The organism is Mesorhizobium sp. M0276, from assembly GCF_040321755.1.
Taxonomy (GTDB): Bacteria; Pseudomonadota; Alphaproteobacteria; order Rhizobiales; family Rhizobiaceae; genus Mesorhizobium.
Map to the genome: position 1 here is coordinate 1 of NZ_JAMYSC010000001.1, position 16,818 is coordinate 16,818.

Sequence of the window (16,818 nt, forward strand, 5' to 3'; positions counted from 1 at the left end):
CCCCCGCCCCTCGCCCCCAACTCTCCCCCCCTCCCCCCCCCCTCCCCCGCCCCCCCCCCCCCCCCCCCCCCCCCCGCCATCTCTTGTGGCGGTGACATGAGCACGACATCCATTCTGCAGACGGCTTCCATGGCCGGCCACCGCGCCGGCCGGCTTGTCGTCGGCTTGTTGTCGCTGATCGTGTTTCTTGCCGTCATGGCAGGGCCGGATCAGGCCCTCGCCCATGCCGCGCTGATCAAGACCGATCCGGCCGACGGCGCAGTGCTGGAACAGGGGCCGGCACAGTTCTCGCTCACCTTCAGCGAGCCGGTCTCGCCCCTGGTGCTGACCCTTGTGCGGCCCGATGGCACGCCAGTTCCGCTGACTGCCTTCCGTCTCAACGACCAGACGGTCGAAATCGACAACCCGCAGGGGCTCGCACCCGGCACGCATGTCTTGAGCTGGCGCGTCATTTCCGCCGACGGCCATCCGGTCGGCGGCTCCCTGCTGTTTTCCATCGGCGCGCCAAATGCGCCGCCGGCGGTGTCCGAAGCTGTTGACTGGTCGCTGCGATCGGCGATCTGGGTCGGCAAGGTCTTTCTCTACATCGGGCTCTTGCTCGGCGTCGGCGGCGCCTTTGCCCTCGCCTGGCTGGCCCGGGATGCCCACGCGGGACAGCGCTTCATCGCGGCTGCAATCTTGGGCGGGTTGATCGCGGCACCGCTGTCGCTCGGCTTGCAGGGGCTTGATGCGCTTGGGGCACCACTCTCCCGCCTGGCGCAACCGCTCATCTGGCGGATCGGGCTGGGCACCAGCTTCGGCTGGACAGTGCTGGTCGCACTGATCGCCCTGGGGCTTGGCCTGCTGTCGCTGGCCGGACCGCGCGTGGCATCCAGGCCATTTGCCATGGCCGGGTTGGCCGGGGTGGGTGTCGCGCTTGCTGCCAGCGGCCATGCCAGTGCCGCCGAGCCGCAATGGCTGACGCGGCCAATGGTGTTCCTGCACGGCGTTGGCATTGCCTTCTGGGCCGGCGCGCTGGTGCCACTCGGATTGGCGCTAAACGGGCAATCGGCGGAGGCCGCGCCATTCCTGCGCCGGTTTTCTAGGCTGATCGTGCCGGTAGTGGCCGTGCTAGCCGCTGCCGGTGTCGTACTTGCCGTCATCCAGGTGCAAACGCCCTCGGCGCTGGTCAACACCGCCTATGGCTGGCTGCTGTTGGTCAAGCTCGGGCTGCTGGTCTTTCTCTTCACGCTCGCCGCCCTCAATCGCTGGAAACTCACTGCGGCGGCCGAGGCCGGATCGACGCAGGTGCAACGCAGGCTCTCTCACTCGATCGGCGTCGAACTGCTGATCGTGCTGGCTATCTTCGGCGTGGCCGCGGGCTGGCGTTTCACGCCGCCGCCACGGGCACTGGCGATCGCCGCGGCGCAACCGGCCTCGGTTCACATCCATGCGCTGCAAGCGATGGCCGATCTCAGCATCACGCCCGGCCATGCCGGACCAGTTGTCGCGTCGATGATCATCATGACCGGCGATTTCGGACCGCTCGACGCCAAGGAGGTGACGCTGGTGCTGTCGAAGCCCGATTCCGGCATCGAGCCGCTGAAGCGCGCGGCGACCAAGCCCGGCGACGGCAGCTGGCGTGTCGACGACCTCATCATCCCGGTGCCCGGCCGGTGGACGGTGCGCATCGACATCCTGGTCTCGGACTTCGAGATAGTGAAGATCGAGGCGCCCGTCGACATCAGGCCGTGGCCGCCAGGCGCTTCAAGGCCATCTGCTGCAACACAATTCGGCGAGGCGGTTGACGCGGCGCGAAAGGCCCGTCAATCATCCCCGCAAAATCGCGGGCTCCAACCAACAAGATCCGAAAGCAGGGAAGAAACGATGGAAAAAGCCGAAATCGGTCTGATCGGCCTTGGCACGATGGGCTCCAACCTGGCGCTCAACATCGCCGAGCACGGGCATCGCATCGCCGTCTTCAACCGCACCAAAGCGCGCACCGACGCTTTCGTCGAGAATGCCGGCGCGCTCAGGGATATGGTCGTGCCTTGCTACAGCCTGGAAGAGCTTGCCGCCGCGATCCGGCCGCCGCGCCCGATCATCATCATGGTGCTGGCCGGCAAGCCGGTCGACGAACAGATCGCCGCCTTGCGCGGCGTGCTGTCGGCCAACGACATCGTCATTGATGCCGGCAACGCCAATTTCCGCGACACGATGCGGCGCTTCTCGGAGCTTTCCGGCTCGGGTCTCACCTTCATCGGCATGGGCGTGTCCGGCGGCGAGGAGGGCGCGCGCCACGGACCGTCGATCATGGTCGGCGGTACTGAGGACTCCTGGAAACGGGTCGAGAAGGTGCTGACCGCGATCTCCGCCAAGTTCAAGGACGAACCCTGCGCGGCATGGCTCGGCACCGACGGCGCTGGCCATTTCGTCAAGACCATCCACAACGGCATCGAATATGCCGACATGCAGATGATCGCCGAGATCTACGGCATCCTGCGTGACGGCTTAGGCATGGGACCGAAGGACATCGGTACGGTGTTTTCCAACTGGAACAAGGGCCGGCTCAATTCCTACCTGATCGAGATCACCGCCAAGGTGCTGGCTGCTGATGATCCCAAGACCGGCAAGCCGGTGGTCGACATCATCCTCGACCGTGCCGGCCAGAAGGGCACCGGCAAATGGTCGGTCATCGAGGCGCAGCAGCTCGGCATTCCGGCGACCGCGATCGAAGCGGCGGTGGCGGCGCGCGTGCTGTCGTCGATCAAGGACGAGCGACTGGCGGCGGAAAAGGCCTATGGCAATATCGGTGTGACCAGGATTTCCGGTGACAAGGACGCTCTGCTCAAGGATCTCGAACTGGCGCTATTCGCCGGCAAGATATCAGCCTATGCGCAAGGTTTCGCTGTGATGAGCGGCGCCTCCAAGGAATTCAACTGGAACCTGCCGATGCCGACCATCGCCAAGATCTGGCGCGCCGGCTGCATCATCCGCTCGCAGATGCTCGACACCATGGCGGAAGCCTTCAGCAATGGCGGCGCCTCGACCAATCTTCTGATGGCGCCGGCCTTCATCTCATTGATGCAGGAGGCGCATCCCTCGCTGCGTCGTGTCGTGGCACGGGCATCGGAGGCCGGTTCGCCGGTGCCGGCGCTGTCTTCGGCACTTGCCTATTTCGACAGTTACCGCCAGGGCCGCGGCACCTCGAACCTGATCCAGGCTCAGCGCGACTTCTTCGGCGCGCACGGTTTTGAACGCATCGACGATGCGGGCGCGTTCCACGGGCCGTGGGGCAGCGGAGCGGCTGGCTAGCATCGCGGGTTAGGCGGGCACTGGCGAGCTGAACGCCTGGACGTCGCCGGCGACGACAAGGCTCTGCAAAGAGCCTGGTGCGGCGCCGCCAATCAAGCCGAGCACCGAGCGGGCAAGTTCGGAGCCAGCCAGCCGGAAATTCTCGTTGACGACCAGCAATTCCCTTCGGAACAGGTGCAGCAGGTCCGACGACTGCTTCGATACGACATCGACATCGCGGCCGAGCTTGAGACCGGCATCTTCGATGCCGGCGACAATGGCCAGCGTCGCCGCGGCGGCGCTGCTGACGAAGCCGTCCGGCCTGACATCACGGCGCATCACCTGAGCCGTCCTCATCCTGATCTGCTCGATCGTATGATCGATGGAAACGGTGTTGAACGGAATTTCGCTGGCGCCGACCTCGCTCAGCGCATCGGCGAAGCCGTTCAACGTATGGCCATAGTAGGTCAGTCCGGGCGGTGGCGACAGAAGTGCCAGCCTTCGCCGACCAATGCTCGCCAACCGGCGCACGGCCGCACTCGCGAACGCATGGTTGTCGAAGTCATGGTAGGGGTGGACGAGGCCCATGTCGGTGCGGCCATGCGTGGCAAAGGGCATGCCGTGCTCCAGCATGTAGCGGGCGCGTGGATCGTTGGGCTGGGTGCGTGAGATGATGACGCCGTCGGCCGAGCCGGTCTCGACCAGATAGCGGATCGGCTCCATCGGATCCTGCGAGCGCGAATAGGGCGTAACGATCAGGTGATAGGGCGTTTCGGCGAGCACTTCCGAAACGCCGTAGATGATATCCGAGACGAAGCTCATGATCTCGCGATCGGTGTTGAGCACAAGGCTGATGACATTGGTCCGGCCGGTGCGCAGGCGCACGCCAGCGCGGTTCGGCCGATAGCCGATCTGCTTGGCAACGAGTTGGACGCGGCGCCTGGTTTCGGCGCCGATTTCCGGGGCATCCTTCAGGGCGCGCGACACCGTGGTGACGCCGAGCCCGGTCATGAAGGCAAGCGTTTTCAGCGTCGGTCGCCCCTGCGCCGACGCTTCCTCGTTCCTTTCCGTACGCCGTCTGTCCATTCGTCCCGCCCGTCAGGCGCATAGCAGCCGTAGGCCGAGCCGGCAATCGTCGTCATTGCGATGCGGTATGCGTTCCAGCCCAGCGGAGCTTCAATATACTGAAACGTTACAGATTGCCAATGTCGAGATGCCGGCCACTCGTGGCGAGGTAGACGCTCGCTTTGCGAAACTCTTGGGAATCCAGAAGAAAATCGCCTTCGCCATCGTTTTTTGCCGGCTCTTACCCACCATTTTGGCATTTTGCACCGCAGCAAGCCATGTTGCAGTGCACATGCTCAGGCGAATTTGTTCGTCACTCGAAAAAATGTGGAACTCGCATGGTTCATGGGGTTGCGCAGACCGCGCAATTCCCGTATCGAAAATCTGTAACGTTTCAGATTCTGGGAGGAACCGAAATGCGCTATAAACTTTTGACCGCTGCGCTGGCGGCGACAGCCGCACTGCAGTTCGCTGGTCCGGCCGCCGCAACCGACCTGGAGGTCACTCATTGGTGGACTTCAGGCGGTGAGGCCGCGGCTGTCGCCGAGCTCGCCAAGGCTTTCGACGCCACCGGCAATCACTGGGTCGACGGCGCCATCGCCGGCTCCGGCGGCACGGCGCGGCCGATCATGATCAGCCGCATCACCGGTGGCGATCCGATGGGGGCCACCCAGTTCAATCATGGCCGGCAGGCTGAAGAGCTGGTTCAGGCCGGCCTGATGCGCGACCTCACCGATGTCGCAACCAAGGGCAAGTGGACGGAAGTCGTGCGGCCGAAGAGCCTGCTCGACAGCTGCACCATCGACGGCAAGATTTATTGCGTGCCGGTCAACATCCATTCCTGGCAGTGGCTGTGGCTGTCGAACGAGGCCTTCGAGAAGGCCGGCGTGCCATTGCCGAAGGACTGGAATGAATTCGTTGCTGCGGCGCCCGCGCTGGAGAAGGCGGGCATCATCCCGCTCGCCGTCGGCGGACAGGCCTGGCAATCCTCTGGCGCCTTCGACGTGCTTCTGGCAGCGGTCGGTGGCACAGACACCTTCCTCAAGGTCTACAAGGACAAGGACGCGACTTTTGCCGCCGGGCCAGAAGTAGCCAAGGTCTTCAAGGCTGCGGACGATGCCCGCAAGATGGCGAAGAACACCAATGTGCAGGACTGGAACCAGGCGACCAACCTCGTCATCACCGGCAAGGCCGGCGGCCAGATCATGGGCGACTGGGCACAGGGTGAGTTCCAGGTTGCCGGCAAGACCGCAGGCAAGGACTATACGTGTCTGCCAGGACTGGGGCTGAATGAAGTCATCGCCACAGGCGGCGACGCGTTCTACTTCCCGCTGCTGAAGGATGCCGACAAGTCCAAGGCGCAGGAGGTGCTGGCCGAAACGCTGCTCGATCCCAAGACGCAGGTTGCCTTCAATCTCAAGAAGGGTTCGCTGCCGGTACGCGGCGACGTCGATCTCAATGCCGCGAACGACTGCATGAAGAAAGGCCTCGCGATCCTCGCCAAGGGCGCCGTCATACCGTGGACGGACCAGTTGCTTTCACAAGACACCCAGAAGCAGAAGGAAGATCTCTTCGCCGAATTTTTCGCCAAGCCGGACTTGACCGTGGAAGAGGCGCAGAAGCGCTTCGCCGCCCTCATCGCTTCGGCGGACTGACGTTGAAGTCTACTCACCTCGCTCCCGGCCGTAACAGGGCCGGGAGCAGACCGTCCTTACCCAGCCGGCTGACGACATGAGCAAGAGCGAACGCCCCAACCCGCTGTTCCGCAACCTCAATGCGAAGGTCGCCTCGATCCCGATGATCCTAACCGCGATGGCGGTTTTCGTCGGCGGTACCGTTTGGACGGTGCTCTACTCCTTCACCAATTCGAAGCTCTTGCCGCGGCTGAATTTCGTCGGGCTTGACCAATATTACCGGCTGTGGGCGACGCCACGCTGGCTGATCTCGATCGAGAACCTGCTAATCTACGGCGCGATCTCACTGGTGTTCTCACTGGTCGTCGGCTTCCTCCTTGCCGCGCTGCTCGACCAGAAGATACGCTTCGAGGACACGTTCCGGACCATCTTCCTCTATCCCTTTGCGCTCTCGTTCATCGTTACCGGCCTAGTATGGCAGTGGCTGCTCAACCCGGACTTCGGCATTCAGCATGTGGTGCGGGGGCTGGGCTGGGAGAGCTTCAGCTTCGACCCGCTCTACAATTCCAGCATCGTCATCTACGGCATATCGATCGCGGCACTCTGGCAAGGCACAGGGCTCATCATGTGCCTGATGCTGGCGGGATTGCGTGGCATTGATGAGGACATCTGGAAAGCCGCGCGGGTGGATGGGATACCGATGTGGAAAACCTATCTGTTCATCGTCATCCCGATGATGCGGCCGGTCTTCATCACCACGCTCGTCATCATCGCGTCCGGCATCGTGAAGGTCTATGATCTCGTCGTGGCCCAGACCAGCGGCGGCCCGGGCATCGCCTCCGAAGTGCCTGCCAAATACGTCTATGACTATATGTTCTTCGCCCAGAACCTCGGCCAGGGTTTTGCCGCCTCGACCATGATGCTGCTTTCGGTGGTGATCGTCATCGTGCCTTGGGCCTATCTCGAATTCGGGCGGCGCAAATGAACATGGCAAACACCACCGCTGAAACAAGCATTGCCGCTGGCACGCGCCAGGACATCTTCGGTCCCTACGGCCCGAAGCCGCGCCGCATGATTTCGCGCCGCAACATCTTTCTCTACGGCACATTGTTTGTCATGGCGGCCTACTACCTGTTGCCGCTCTATGTGATGATCGTCACCTCGCTCAAGGGCATGCCGGAGATCCGGCTCGGCAACATCTTTTCGCCGCCACTCGAGATCACCTTCGAGCCTTGGGTCAAGGCGTGGTCGACCGCCTGCACCGGCCTCAACTGCGACGGGCTTTCGCGCGGCTTCTGGAATTCGGTGCGCATAACCGTGCCATCGGTGCTGCTGTCGATCGCCATCGCCTCGGTGAACGGTTACGCGCTGGCCAACTGGCGCTTCAAGGGCGCCGACACATTTTTCGTCATCCTGATTGTCGGCGCCTTCATCCCTTACCAGGTGATGATCTATCCGATCGTCATCATCCTGCGCGAGATCGGCCTCTATGGGAGTCTCAGCGGGCTGGTGATCGTCCATTCCATTTTCGGCATGCCGATTCTGACGCTGCTTTTCCGCAATTATTTTGCCTCGATGCCGGAAGAGCTGTTCAGGGCGGCGCGCGTCGACGGGGCAGGCTTCTGGGGCATCTTCCTGCGGATCATGCTGCCGATGTCGCTGCCGATCTTCGTCGTGGCCATCATCCTGCAGGTGACCGGCATCTGGAACGACTTCCTGTTTGGCGTCGTCTACACCCGCCCCGATACCTATCCGATGACGGTACAGCTCAACAACATCGTCAACTCGGTGCAAGGCGTGAAGGAGTACAATGTCAACATGGCCGCCACCATCCTTACCGGGCTTGTGCCGCTCGTCGTCTACTTCATTTCCGGCAAGCTTTTCGTGCGGGGCATCGCCGCCGGCGCGGTGAAGGGATGACAGCCATGACAGCAACCAACGGCACCAGCGTTTCTATCCAAGACCTGTCGCTGAATTTCGGCGTGGTGACTGTCTTGGAGACGCTCAATCTCGATGTCGCCGAGGGCGAGTTCATCGTTCTGCTCGGGCCTTCCGGCTGCGGCAAGTCGACCTTGCTCAATTGCATAGCCGGCCTGCTCGACGTTTCCGAAGGCCGCATCTTCATCAAGGGCAAGAACGTCACCTGGGAAGAGCCCAAGGACCGCGGCATCGGCATGGTCTTCCAGTCCTACGCGCTCTACCCGCAAATGACGGTAGAGAAGAACCTGTCCTTCGGCCTGCGTGTCGCCGGCACGCCGAAAGACGAGATCGCCAAGCGCATCGCACGGGCCGCCGAAATCCTGCAGATCGAGCCGCTGCTGCAGCGCAAACCGGCGGCGCTCTCCGGCGGCCAGCGCCAGCGCGTGGCGATCGGACGGGCGCTGGTGCGCGATGTCGATGTTTTCCTGTTCGACGAGCCGCTCTCCAACCTCGATGCCAAGCTGCGGGCCGAGTTGCGCGTCGAGATCAAGCTGCTGCATCGCAAGTTGCAGAACACCATGATCTACGTCACCCACGACCAAATCGAGGCGATGACGCTGGCCGACCGTATCGCGGTGATGAAGGGCGGCGTCATCCAGCAGCTTGATGCGCCGCAGACCATCTATAACAGGCCGGTCAACCGCTTCGTCGCCGGCTTCCTCGGCTCACCGGCGATGAACTTCATCGACGGCCGCCTTGAAGACGCCGACGGCGGTTGGCGGTTCGTAGCTGACTCCCTCAAGATTCCACTCGGCACTTATGACTTTGCCGGTCCTCCAACGGCCGGCCCAGCCGTATTCGGTATCAGGCCCGAGCATGTCAGCCTGAACAGCGGCACGGGCTGGCCGTTCTCGACCGCCGCCAATGTCGAGGTGGTCGAACCGATGGGCTCCGACACGCTGGTCTGGCTGAAGCTTGCCCAGCAGAATTTCAGCGTCCGGGTGACCTCGGAGCGCTCGCCCAACAACGATGAAGCGGTGACGGTCGGCTTCGATCCGATGCGCGCTTCGCTTTTCGACACCGCAACCGGCACCCGCATCTAGCTCCCGAGAACCATTCTTCCAGCGACAATCCCAAGCAAAACGGACAGAGACGATGAACTGGTCATTCCAACTTTATAGCGCCCGCAATTTCCAGCCCTGGGAAGGTGTGCTCGCCACGCTCGGCAAGCTCGGCTACACGCAAGTCGAGGGCTTCGGAGGCGTCTATGATGATCCCAAGGCCTTTCGCGCTGAACTCGACAAGAACGGCCTCGCCATGCCGACCGGGCATTTCTCGATCGATGCGCTCGAAAACGATTTTGATGGCGTGCGCAAGATTGCCGACACGCTTGGCATCAAACTACTGATCTGCCCTTTTCTGATGCCCGATCAGCGGCCATCCGACGCGGCCGGCTGGCGCGGCTTCGGCGAGCGGCTGGCCAAGGTCGGCGACGCCGCGAAAAGGGCTGGCTACGGCTTTGCCTGGCACAACCATGATTTCGAGTTCAAGAAACTCGCCGACGGATCGGTGCCGCAGGATCTCATCCTCACGGCGGCGCCCGACATCAGCTGGGAGATGGACGTCGCCTGGGTGGTGCGCGGTGGCGATGATCCGCTGCCCTGGATCGATAAGCACGGCAAGCGCATCAGCGCCGTCCATGTCAAGGACATGGCCAAGCCGGGCGAGGGGCTGGATGAGGATGGCTGGTCGGATGTCGGCCATGGCATCATCGACTGGGCCGGCCTGATCAAGGTGCTGCGCGCCAAGACTGCCGCCCAATATTACGTCATGGAACAGGACAACCCCAACGACATCGAGCGCTTCGCCCGCCGCTCCATCGCAGCCGTCAAGACCTACTAGGAGCAATCAGCATGGCAAAGAAACTTGGCATCGGCGTCATCGGCTGCGGCAACATCTCGAAGGCGTATTTTTCACTGGCGCCGCTGTTTCGCGGCATTGAGATGCGCGCTTGCGCCGACATCAACATGGATGCGGCGAAGGCGCGGGCGAAGGAGTTCAAGCTGCGCGCCGAGACCGTCGACGGGCTGCTGAAGGCTGATGACATCGACATCATCGTCAACCTGACCATCCCGGCGGTGCACTACGAGGTGTCGAAGCAGATCCTCGACGCCGGTAAGCACGTCTATTCGGAAAAGCCGTTCGTGCTGTCGGTCGAGGAAGGACTCGACCTGAAGAAACGCGCCGAGGCGAAAGGCCTTCGCATCGGCTCGGCTCCCGACACATTCCTGGGCGGCGCGCATCAACTGGTCCGCGACTTGATCGACACCGGCAAGCTCGGCAAGATTACCAGCGGCACCTGTCACGTCATGGGCCACGGCATGGAGCACTGGCACCCCAATCCCGATTTCTTCTTCCAGCCAGGCGCAGGTCCGGTGCTCGACATCGGACCGTACTACATCACCAATCTGATCCAGCTGATCGGACCGGTGAAGCAGGTCGCTGCCTTCGCAACGACGCCGGCCAAGGAACGCACGATCAGTTCAAAGCCGCGCGCGGGTGAAAGGATTCCGGTCAACACGCCGACGACCATCCATGGCCTGCTGGAGTTCGAAAACGGTGCCGTGGTGACGCTCAACACCAGCTGGGACGTTTGGGCTCACGGCCATGCGCCGATGGAACTCTACGGTGAAGGGGGTACGGTGTTCGTGCCTGATCCAAACTTCTTCGGTGGCGACGTGCGCTTCACTAACTCGGCCAAGCCGGTCAAGAAGGTGCCGAAATGGTCGCATCCGTTCGGCGTTCCCAACGAAATGCATTCGCAAGGCATGATGGCCAATTACCGCACATCAGGCCTCGCCGACATGGCGGTGGCGATCGCGGAAGGCAGGCCGCACCGCTGCTCGATGGAACTGGCGCTGCATGCCGTCGATGTGATGACCGGCCTGCTGCGCTCCGGCGAAACCGGCAAGTTCGTCGCCATGCAGACCACCTGCGAACGGCCGGCCGCACTTGGCGTCAAGGAAGCGAAAGAGCTCTTGGCAAAGAAGAAGTAGGCAGCGCACCTCAACCCTCTCCCCGTTCCAACGGGGAGAGGGTAAGGGTGAGAGCGAAGCCTGCTCGCTGCGTTGCCGCGATGCCTGGCTTGCTTCCGTTTGAGGATTTTCCGATGCCCTACATGCCCGCCGAAACCCGCTACGAGAAAATGATCTACAATCGCTGCGGCCGCTCCGGCCTGAAGCTGCCGGCGATCTCGCTGGGGCTATGGCACAATTTCGGCAACGACACGCCGCACCGCACGAAGCAGGCGATCGCGCGCAAGGCCTTCGACCTGGGCATCACGCATTTCGACCTCGCCAACAATTACGGCCCGCCGCCCGGCTCGGCCGAGACCGCTTTCGGTGAAATACTGCGCACCGATTTCGCCGTCTACCGCGACGAGCTAATCATCTCGACCAAGGCCGGCTATGAGATGTGGGCCGGCCCTTACGGCGAATGGGGCGGGCGTAAATATGTGCTGGCCAGCCTCGACCAGAGCCTGAAGCGGATGGGACTCGACTATGTCGACATCTTCTATTCGCATCGTTTCGACCCGGATACGCCGCTGGAAGAAACCATGGGCGCGCTCGACCATGCCGTGCGCTCGGGCAAGGCACTCTATGCCGGCATCTCGTCCTACAATTCGCAGCGCACGCGCGAGGCCGCCGATATTTTGAAGCAGCTTGGCACGCCTTGCGTCATCCACCAGCCGAGCTATTCGATGCTGAACCGTTGGGTGGAGGACGACGGCCTGCTCGATACGCTCGAAGGGCTCGGCGTCGGTTCGATCGTATTCTCGCCGCTGGCGCAAGGCATGCTCACCAACAAATATCTTGGCGGTATTCCTAATGGCAGCCGCGCCTCTCAGGGAAAGTCGCTGAAGACAGCCTTCATCAACGACAAGACCATCGCCAGCATCAAGGCGCTCGACGCCATCGCCGGCAAGCGCGGGCAGACGCTGGCGCAGATGGCGCTGGCCTGGGTGCTGCGAAAGGGCAAGGTGACCTCGGCGTTGATCGGCGCCAGCCGGCCGGAGCAGGTCGAGGACTGTGTAGGCGCGCTCAAGGTGCTCGACTTCAGCGACGCCGAACTCGCCGAGATCGATACTTATGCGCGCGAATCCGACATCAATCTGTGGGCGGCTTCGGCCGAGCGCAAAGGTCCGTCGAGGAAGTAAACCCGCTCGATAAGCCGGCAAAACAAAAACGACGGGAACTCCCGCCGTTTTTCATGTGAACGCGAGATAGCCGTGGTTCAGGGCGTCTTCGGCTTCTGAGCCGTGCCCAGTCCCGCCTTGGGTTTTGCAGGCGCCGCCGGAGCAGAAGTTTTCATTTTGGCCTCGATCCAGCCGGTGTAATTGGCCAGCCGGGTGTAGATGCCATAGGCGTCCTTGTGGCCGCAGGCCGCACTGCCGTCCGCCGGGCCTTCGCCCCAGCTGACGACGCCGACCTGGACCGGGCCGCCGGTGCCGGTCATGAACAGCGGGCCGCCGCTGTCGCCGTTGCAGGCATCGCGCACGCCGCTGGTGGTGCCGGCGCAGATCATGTTGCCGGTCAGTGGGTCGGTCATGTCGGCGGCGATCGCATTGGCGGCCGCATCGATGCCTTTTTCCGAATAGCGCATACGGTGGGACAGATCGCCAAGTGCTGCCTTCAGGTCATGCGCATAGATGGCCTTGATGCCGCTGTTGCAGGCGGTGTTGGGCTCCAGATCGAGGTCGGCAACCATCAGTGTCGTCGGGAAGGTGCCATCCTGCATCTTGCCCCAGCCGGTGACCGTCGTCTTGCCGGTATCGGGCGTTGCGTCATGGGTGACCTTGATGGTCGGCGCATCGGCCGGTTCAGCAAGCCGGAGCAGGCCGAGGTCGTTGTCGAGAGTCTGCTCGCTGTAGCCTTCGTTGACGATAACCTCCACCACCTTGTGGCGTTTACCCTCGCTTAGATCGGTGGCGCCGGTCAGCACGGTGACGCTCTCCGGCGAAATCGGCCGGCCCTCGTCGTTGAGACAGTGTGCCGCCGTCAGCACCCATTGCGGTGCGATCAGGCTGCCGCCGCAGAACTGGGCATTGGCCTGCGAGACCGGGTTCTCGTCCAGCCTGTCGGTGGTGAGCAGCGCCACCTGAAATGGATAGGCGCCCTTTTCTGCCTGGTTGCCGCCATAGACGCGGTCGGCGCCGTCGGGGTTCTCCGCCGCGGCCTTCGCTCTTGCATCGGTCACCCTCTTCATTGGCGAAACCGCCGCTTCGGGCTTGGCGGCAGCTTCGTCCGCCTGCGTGGAGTTGGCGCCCGCAAGGGCGGCAGCGATGCCGAGCAACGACGCGGCGGCGATCGGCTTGAACCGATGGATAATGTGCACCTGAAATCCTCCTGAGACACGTTCCCGAACGAGCCAGCCCCGGTGCATGATCAACGAAACAGTCGCCGGCAAGCAGGCGTTGCTTCGCGGACCGCGTTCCCGTGCGGAACCCACTCAAAACCCTATAGCCCCCCACGGGCTACGTGGAAGCGATTTGTCATTCCAATGTTGTATTAATTTAGGCAATATATCTGTGCGGGGTGTCTTTGGCGGGGCCTTCGATAGACCGTATGGGGTGATGATCAGGTTCAGGCGCCGGTAATCAGGCCCGTTTTTCGGCTTCACCACGATCTCGACAATATTTCTATATCTTGATCCAGTCCTTGCTGACTTTTGGGAGAGTCTCACCATGACAAAACTGACAAACGTACTTATTGCGTCCGCATTGCTTTCCACCGCAATGTGGGCGGTACCGGTTTTCGCCGCCGATCCTGGCTCGGCCAGTGCCGGCAATGGCGAAAGCATGCGAGACGTGACTTCAGGCAACTACAAGCCAGGGCGGGCAAAGCCAATCGCGCCGCCGAAGCTGACTGACGAGGACAGCCGCGCCGCGCCGCTTGCTGACGAAGCAACGGCTGTCAAATCCTATGGCATCGTCGGACGGTCCGCCGATGGCAAGGAGATCAAGATCGAGCCGAGCGAAGCGCTGAGGGATCTTATCATCAAGGAACTGAATGCTCCGGCCAATGGAAAAGACGGGGCTGAGCGGAAGACCGAGGATCCGGATCTCGGCGAAGGCGAAGCCGGCCGCCAGGTTTTCGGCACCGACGATCGCGAGCAGGTCAAGAACACCAAGACCTATCCGTTCTCGGCGATAGGCTATCTCGAAGCCAAGTCGGCGAAGACGGGCAGTTATGGCAGCTGTTCGGCAACGCTGATCGGCCCGCGCACGGTGCTCACGGCGGCGCACTGCCTCTATAGCCATGAGGACAAGGACTGGCTCTCCGAGTATCTGTTCGTGCCAGGGCTCAATGGCAGCACCGCCGATGACGCACCATTCGGCGCCTTCGCCTTTGAAAGCACCTATGTGCTGCAAGGCTTCATCGACAACTACCAGGGCTATTATGGCTCCGTGATCCCGTGGGATCTTGGCATCATCACGCTGAAGGAGGATGTCGGCACCAACCTCGGCTGGCTGGGCTACGCCAACTATGACGATCTCGGCGACTTCACCGCCAACCTCGTCGGCTATCCCGGCGACAAGCCAATGGGTACGATGTGGAAGGCAAACTGCGAAGTGCAAGCCGAGAACATCGCCCCGGAATATTTCCAGTATGACTGCGACACGTTCCCGGGATCGAGCGGCAGCTCAGTTTATGCCTATGACAACAATTCCAAGCAGCGCATCATCACCGGCGTCAATGTGGCGGAAAGCCCCGACGCGAACACAGCCGTTCGCTTGAACGCTGCCAACATCCAGTGGATCAACAGCCTGTACAAATAATCGCTGCGCATTCGCAGTGGAAAGGCGGCGGAGCAATCCCGCCGCCTTTTGCTTGGCGGCACTTCCGCTGCGGTTCTCTTGCACGAGGCTGGTTCGCCGACTACGCTTGAACGGCCAAGAGGTAGGCATCCAAAGGGGTTTTGGGATGGCGCGGGTGAAGGTAGTGTTGGCGATCGCGGCCGCGTCGATGCTGGTCGCATTGATGCTTTCGCCAGCCTTCGCCGATCCGGCCGCCGCACCAGCCGCTGGCGTCTGGGCGGAACGGGTGCAGATCCTCTACCAGGCAGACACGCGCTCCGTGCTGCGCAGGACGGTCCGGGTGTGGGATTTCCATCCGGAAAAGGGACTCGACTTCGTCTGGGAGCCGGCGGCGGGCCAGTCGCCTGACCGGACGATTGCCGAAGACGGCACCATCAACGGCAGGGGTAGGCTGGTGTGGCGGGTGCGTGGCTCGGCCAGCTATGATCCCAAAACCATCTATTCCAGCTATTTCGGTGACATCAGGCAAGGCCGCTTCGACGGGCAGGGCCGGCTCGAGCTGCGTTCGGGCGAGGTTTTCGATGGACATTGGCTCGCCGGAGAACTCAACGGCAATGGCGTCCATCTCGATGTGGAGGGCAACCGCTACGAAGGTCAGTTCGTTGCCGGCGTGCCGAATGGCGAGGGGCGGCTCCTGTCAAAGACGGGGGAGATTTTTGCCGGCTCATTTGTCGACGGGTTGAAGGATGGCAAGGGCCGCACCCGGCTGGCCGGAGGCACCGCCTACGATTCGCAATGGGCAAGGGGCAAGGAGGTCGGCGGCTCGCGCCCCGACGTGCTGGCCGACGCCAAGGTGGGCGGACTCCTCAAGGCGCAGACCGGCGGCGGCGATGCCGGCAAGGTCGAGATCGGCGTGGCCGTCGACCAGCGCATGACCCAGCAATCCGACATGCAATACCAGCATCTGGTGCGCGACGAGGACATCGCGATCTATCCGCAATCCGATCAGTACAATGACAGCTGGAGCGGCACCGGCCAGGTCGCCACCGGCAATGTCTATCAAGGCATGGATTGGGAGGACTCGCCGGCCTTTGCCGAAGTTGATCTCAAGACGTCCGATCAGTCCAAGGTCAAGCTCGACAGCCTGGAGATGAGGGTTGCCGCCAGCGATGCCTATCGCAAGCCGATGCTGTCGATATCGGAGCATTTCGGCTGCGTCGGCTTCAGGCCGGATTTCTCGATCGTCAACAATGGCTGGGGCGACGCTAAGGACATGAAGATGTCGATCCAGTTCACCGCGGTCGATGACGAGGGCAATCCGACCGGTGATCCCAGCCGCATGTTTACAAAGGACGTCGGCAGTTTCGGCGACGGGGTCGACGTGTCGGTAAAGAGCGTGCTCACGGAGGCCGGCGTCGATACGGCCAGCCTGGAGACAGGGCGTTTTCCCTGTCCTTCGGTAGACAGTCTCAATGTCTGCCGCAGCCAGCTGACCAACAAGATCAAATTCGGCGAGGTCGCTGACTATCTCGACAATGTCGAACAGGCGATGACGCTGAATGCGATCGGCAAGTTCGACTATTCCTGGGCGGACGACGAAGGTCATGTCTACCAGCAGAGCGAGCCGTTCCGCACCTCCATCACCATGGCGGTCTTTGAGACACCGGAATCAATGGCCGAATGCGGTGATGGCGGTGGCGGTACGCCGGAAGCCATGCGCTACCAGAACATCGAGTTTCCGATCGGCAAGTATGACTACACAATCGCCATGCCGGTGCGCGGCAACAAGAAGATCAGCGCCTATACGGCGCGGCTGAAGATGTGGTCGTCAATGTCGTCGATCCACAGGTTCAGCATCGCCGCGCATTTCGCCGACGGCAGCGTGCGCGAGAGCAAGCCCGTAACCTTCTTCTATTTCCGCCCGAAGCAGTCGCTGTTCGAGACCAAGACCGAGCCGGCGGCCTGCTACTTGCCGCGCGATATGGTCGGCTGCGGCTAGGGTGCCTTGATATTCAGATGATGCCGGCCTGCAAACGGCAGCTTCCTGCGCTTCCGGTGCTCGCGTACAAAAAGTACGCTCCGCTCCGGTTCTCGGAACCTACCGTTTTC

At 62.2% G+C, this 16,818-nt stretch carries 12 protein-coding genes and 1 pseudogene; 11 read left to right on the plus strand and 2 right to left on the minus strand.

The window, feature by feature from the left end; translation table 11 throughout:
* Positions 1 to 96: 96 nt before the first annotated feature.
* Together NKJ01_RS00005 and gnd are read left to right on the plus strand one after the other, a co-directional pair.
* Positions 97 to 1,731 (plus strand): annotated as a pseudogene (locus tag NKJ01_RS00005) (copper resistance CopC/CopD family protein); the annotation flags it as partial.
* Between the two features lie 135 nt (positions 1,732 to 1,866).
* Positions 1,867 to 3,294, plus strand: coding sequence for an NADP-dependent phosphogluconate dehydrogenase (gene gnd / locus NKJ01_RS00010; protein WP_352725473.1), 1,428 nt, complete (start codon positions 1,867 to 1,869; stop codon positions 3,292 to 3,294).
* Positions 3,295 to 3,303: 9 nt separating this feature from the next.
* Here gnd and NKJ01_RS00015 read toward each other — a convergent pair whose 3' ends face one another.
* Positions 3,304 to 4,359, minus strand: a complete 1,056-nt coding sequence (locus NKJ01_RS00015) for a LacI family transcriptional regulator (protein WP_352725038.1) — start codon at positions 4,357 to 4,359, stop codon at positions 3,304 to 3,306.
* A 395-nt stretch (positions 4,360 to 4,754) separates the two neighbouring features.
* Between NKJ01_RS00015 and NKJ01_RS00020 the strand changes: the two genes are divergently transcribed.
* From NKJ01_RS00020 to mgrA, 7 genes are all read left to right on the plus strand, one after another.
* Positions 4,755 to 5,993, plus strand: coding sequence for an ABC transporter substrate-binding protein (locus NKJ01_RS00020; RefSeq protein ID WP_023760792.1), 1,239 nt, complete (start codon positions 4,755 to 4,757; stop codon positions 5,991 to 5,993).
* A gap of 76 nt (positions 5,994 to 6,069) precedes the next feature.
* A complete protein-coding gene (locus NKJ01_RS00025; RefSeq protein ID WP_023760791.1) occupies positions 6,070 to 6,957 on the plus strand; it encodes a carbohydrate ABC transporter permease in 888 nt (295 codons plus the stop codon).
* A gap of 2 nt (positions 6,958 to 6,959) precedes the next feature.
* On the plus strand, positions 6,960 to 7,892 hold the full coding sequence (locus NKJ01_RS00030) for a carbohydrate ABC transporter permease (protein WP_352725475.1): 933 nt from the start codon (positions 6,960 to 6,962) through the stop codon (positions 7,890 to 7,892).
* Between the two features lie 5 nt (positions 7,893 to 7,897).
* A complete protein-coding gene (locus NKJ01_RS00035) occupies positions 7,898 to 8,995 on the plus strand; it encodes an ABC transporter ATP-binding protein (RefSeq protein WP_352725041.1) in 1,098 nt (365 codons plus the stop codon).
* A 52-nt stretch (positions 8,996 to 9,047) separates the two neighbouring features.
* Positions 9,048 to 9,794: a sugar phosphate isomerase/epimerase family protein gene (locus NKJ01_RS00040; RefSeq protein WP_352599376.1), complete on the plus strand. Its 747-nt coding sequence runs from the start codon at positions 9,048 to 9,050 to the stop codon at positions 9,792 to 9,794.
* An 11-nt stretch (positions 9,795 to 9,805) separates the two neighbouring features.
* Positions 9,806 to 10,948 (plus strand): Gfo/Idh/MocA family protein, encoded by a 1,143-nt coding sequence (locus NKJ01_RS00045; protein WP_352599378.1) that lies wholly within the window; start codon positions 9,806 to 9,808, stop codon positions 10,946 to 10,948.
* Between the two features lie 113 nt (positions 10,949 to 11,061).
* Positions 11,062 to 12,108: an L-glyceraldehyde 3-phosphate reductase gene (gene mgrA, locus NKJ01_RS00050; RefSeq protein WP_352725044.1), complete on the plus strand. Its 1,047-nt coding sequence runs from the start codon at positions 11,062 to 11,064 to the stop codon at positions 12,106 to 12,108.
* A gap of 77 nt (positions 12,109 to 12,185) precedes the next feature.
* Here mgrA and NKJ01_RS00055 read toward each other — a convergent pair whose 3' ends face one another.
* Positions 12,186 to 13,286, minus strand: coding sequence for a S1 family serine peptidase (locus tag NKJ01_RS00055; RefSeq protein ID WP_352725046.1), 1,101 nt, complete (start codon positions 13,284 to 13,286; stop codon positions 12,186 to 12,188).
* Positions 13,287 to 13,635: 349 nt separating this feature from the next.
* Between NKJ01_RS00055 and NKJ01_RS00060 the strand changes: the two genes are divergently transcribed.
* Both NKJ01_RS00060 and NKJ01_RS00065 read left to right on the plus strand, forming a co-directional pair.
* Positions 13,636 to 14,730: a trypsin-like serine peptidase gene (locus NKJ01_RS00060; protein WP_352725048.1), complete on the plus strand. Its 1,095-nt coding sequence runs from the start codon at positions 13,636 to 13,638 to the stop codon at positions 14,728 to 14,730.
* Between the two features lie 154 nt (positions 14,731 to 14,884).
* Positions 14,885 to 16,708 (plus strand): MORN repeat-containing protein, encoded by a 1,824-nt coding sequence (locus NKJ01_RS00065; protein ID WP_502905832.1) that lies wholly within the window; start codon positions 14,885 to 14,887, stop codon positions 16,706 to 16,708.
* The last annotated feature ends 110 nt before the right edge of the window (positions 16,709 to 16,818 follow it).

Bases quoted from the DNA above. Each gene is read 5' to 3' on its own strand.
- NKJ01_RS00035 (WP_352725041.1), top strand. From the start codon at position 7,898: ATGACAGCAACCAACGGCACCAGCGTTTCTATCCAAGACCTGTCGCTG.
- mgrA (WP_352725044.1), top strand. From the start codon at position 11,062: ATGCCCTACATGCCCGCCGAAACCCGCTACGAGAAAATGATCTACAAT.
- NKJ01_RS00015 (WP_352725038.1), bottom strand. From the start codon at position 4,359: ATGGACAGACGGCGTACGGAAAGGAACGAGGAAGCGTCGGCGCAGGGG.
- NKJ01_RS00030 (WP_352725475.1), top strand. From the start codon at position 6,960: ATGGCAAACACCACCGCTGAAACAAGCATTGCCGCTGGCACGCGCCAG.
- NKJ01_RS00040 (WP_352599376.1), top strand. From the start codon at position 9,048: ATGAACTGGTCATTCCAACTTTATAGCGCCCGCAATTTCCAGCCCTGG.
- NKJ01_RS00025 (WP_023760791.1), top strand. From the start codon at position 6,070: ATGAGCAAGAGCGAACGCCCCAACCCGCTGTTCCGCAACCTCAATGCG.
- NKJ01_RS00020 (WP_023760792.1), top strand. From the start codon at position 4,755: ATGCGCTATAAACTTTTGACCGCTGCGCTGGCGGCGACAGCCGCACTG.
- gnd (WP_352725473.1), top strand. From the start codon at position 1,867: ATGGAAAAAGCCGAAATCGGTCTGATCGGCCTTGGCACGATGGGCTCC.
- NKJ01_RS00060 (WP_352725048.1), top strand. From the start codon at position 13,636: ATGACAAAACTGACAAACGTACTTATTGCGTCCGCATTGCTTTCCACC.
- NKJ01_RS00045 (WP_352599378.1), top strand. From the start codon at position 9,806: ATGGCAAAGAAACTTGGCATCGGCGTCATCGGCTGCGGCAACATCTCG.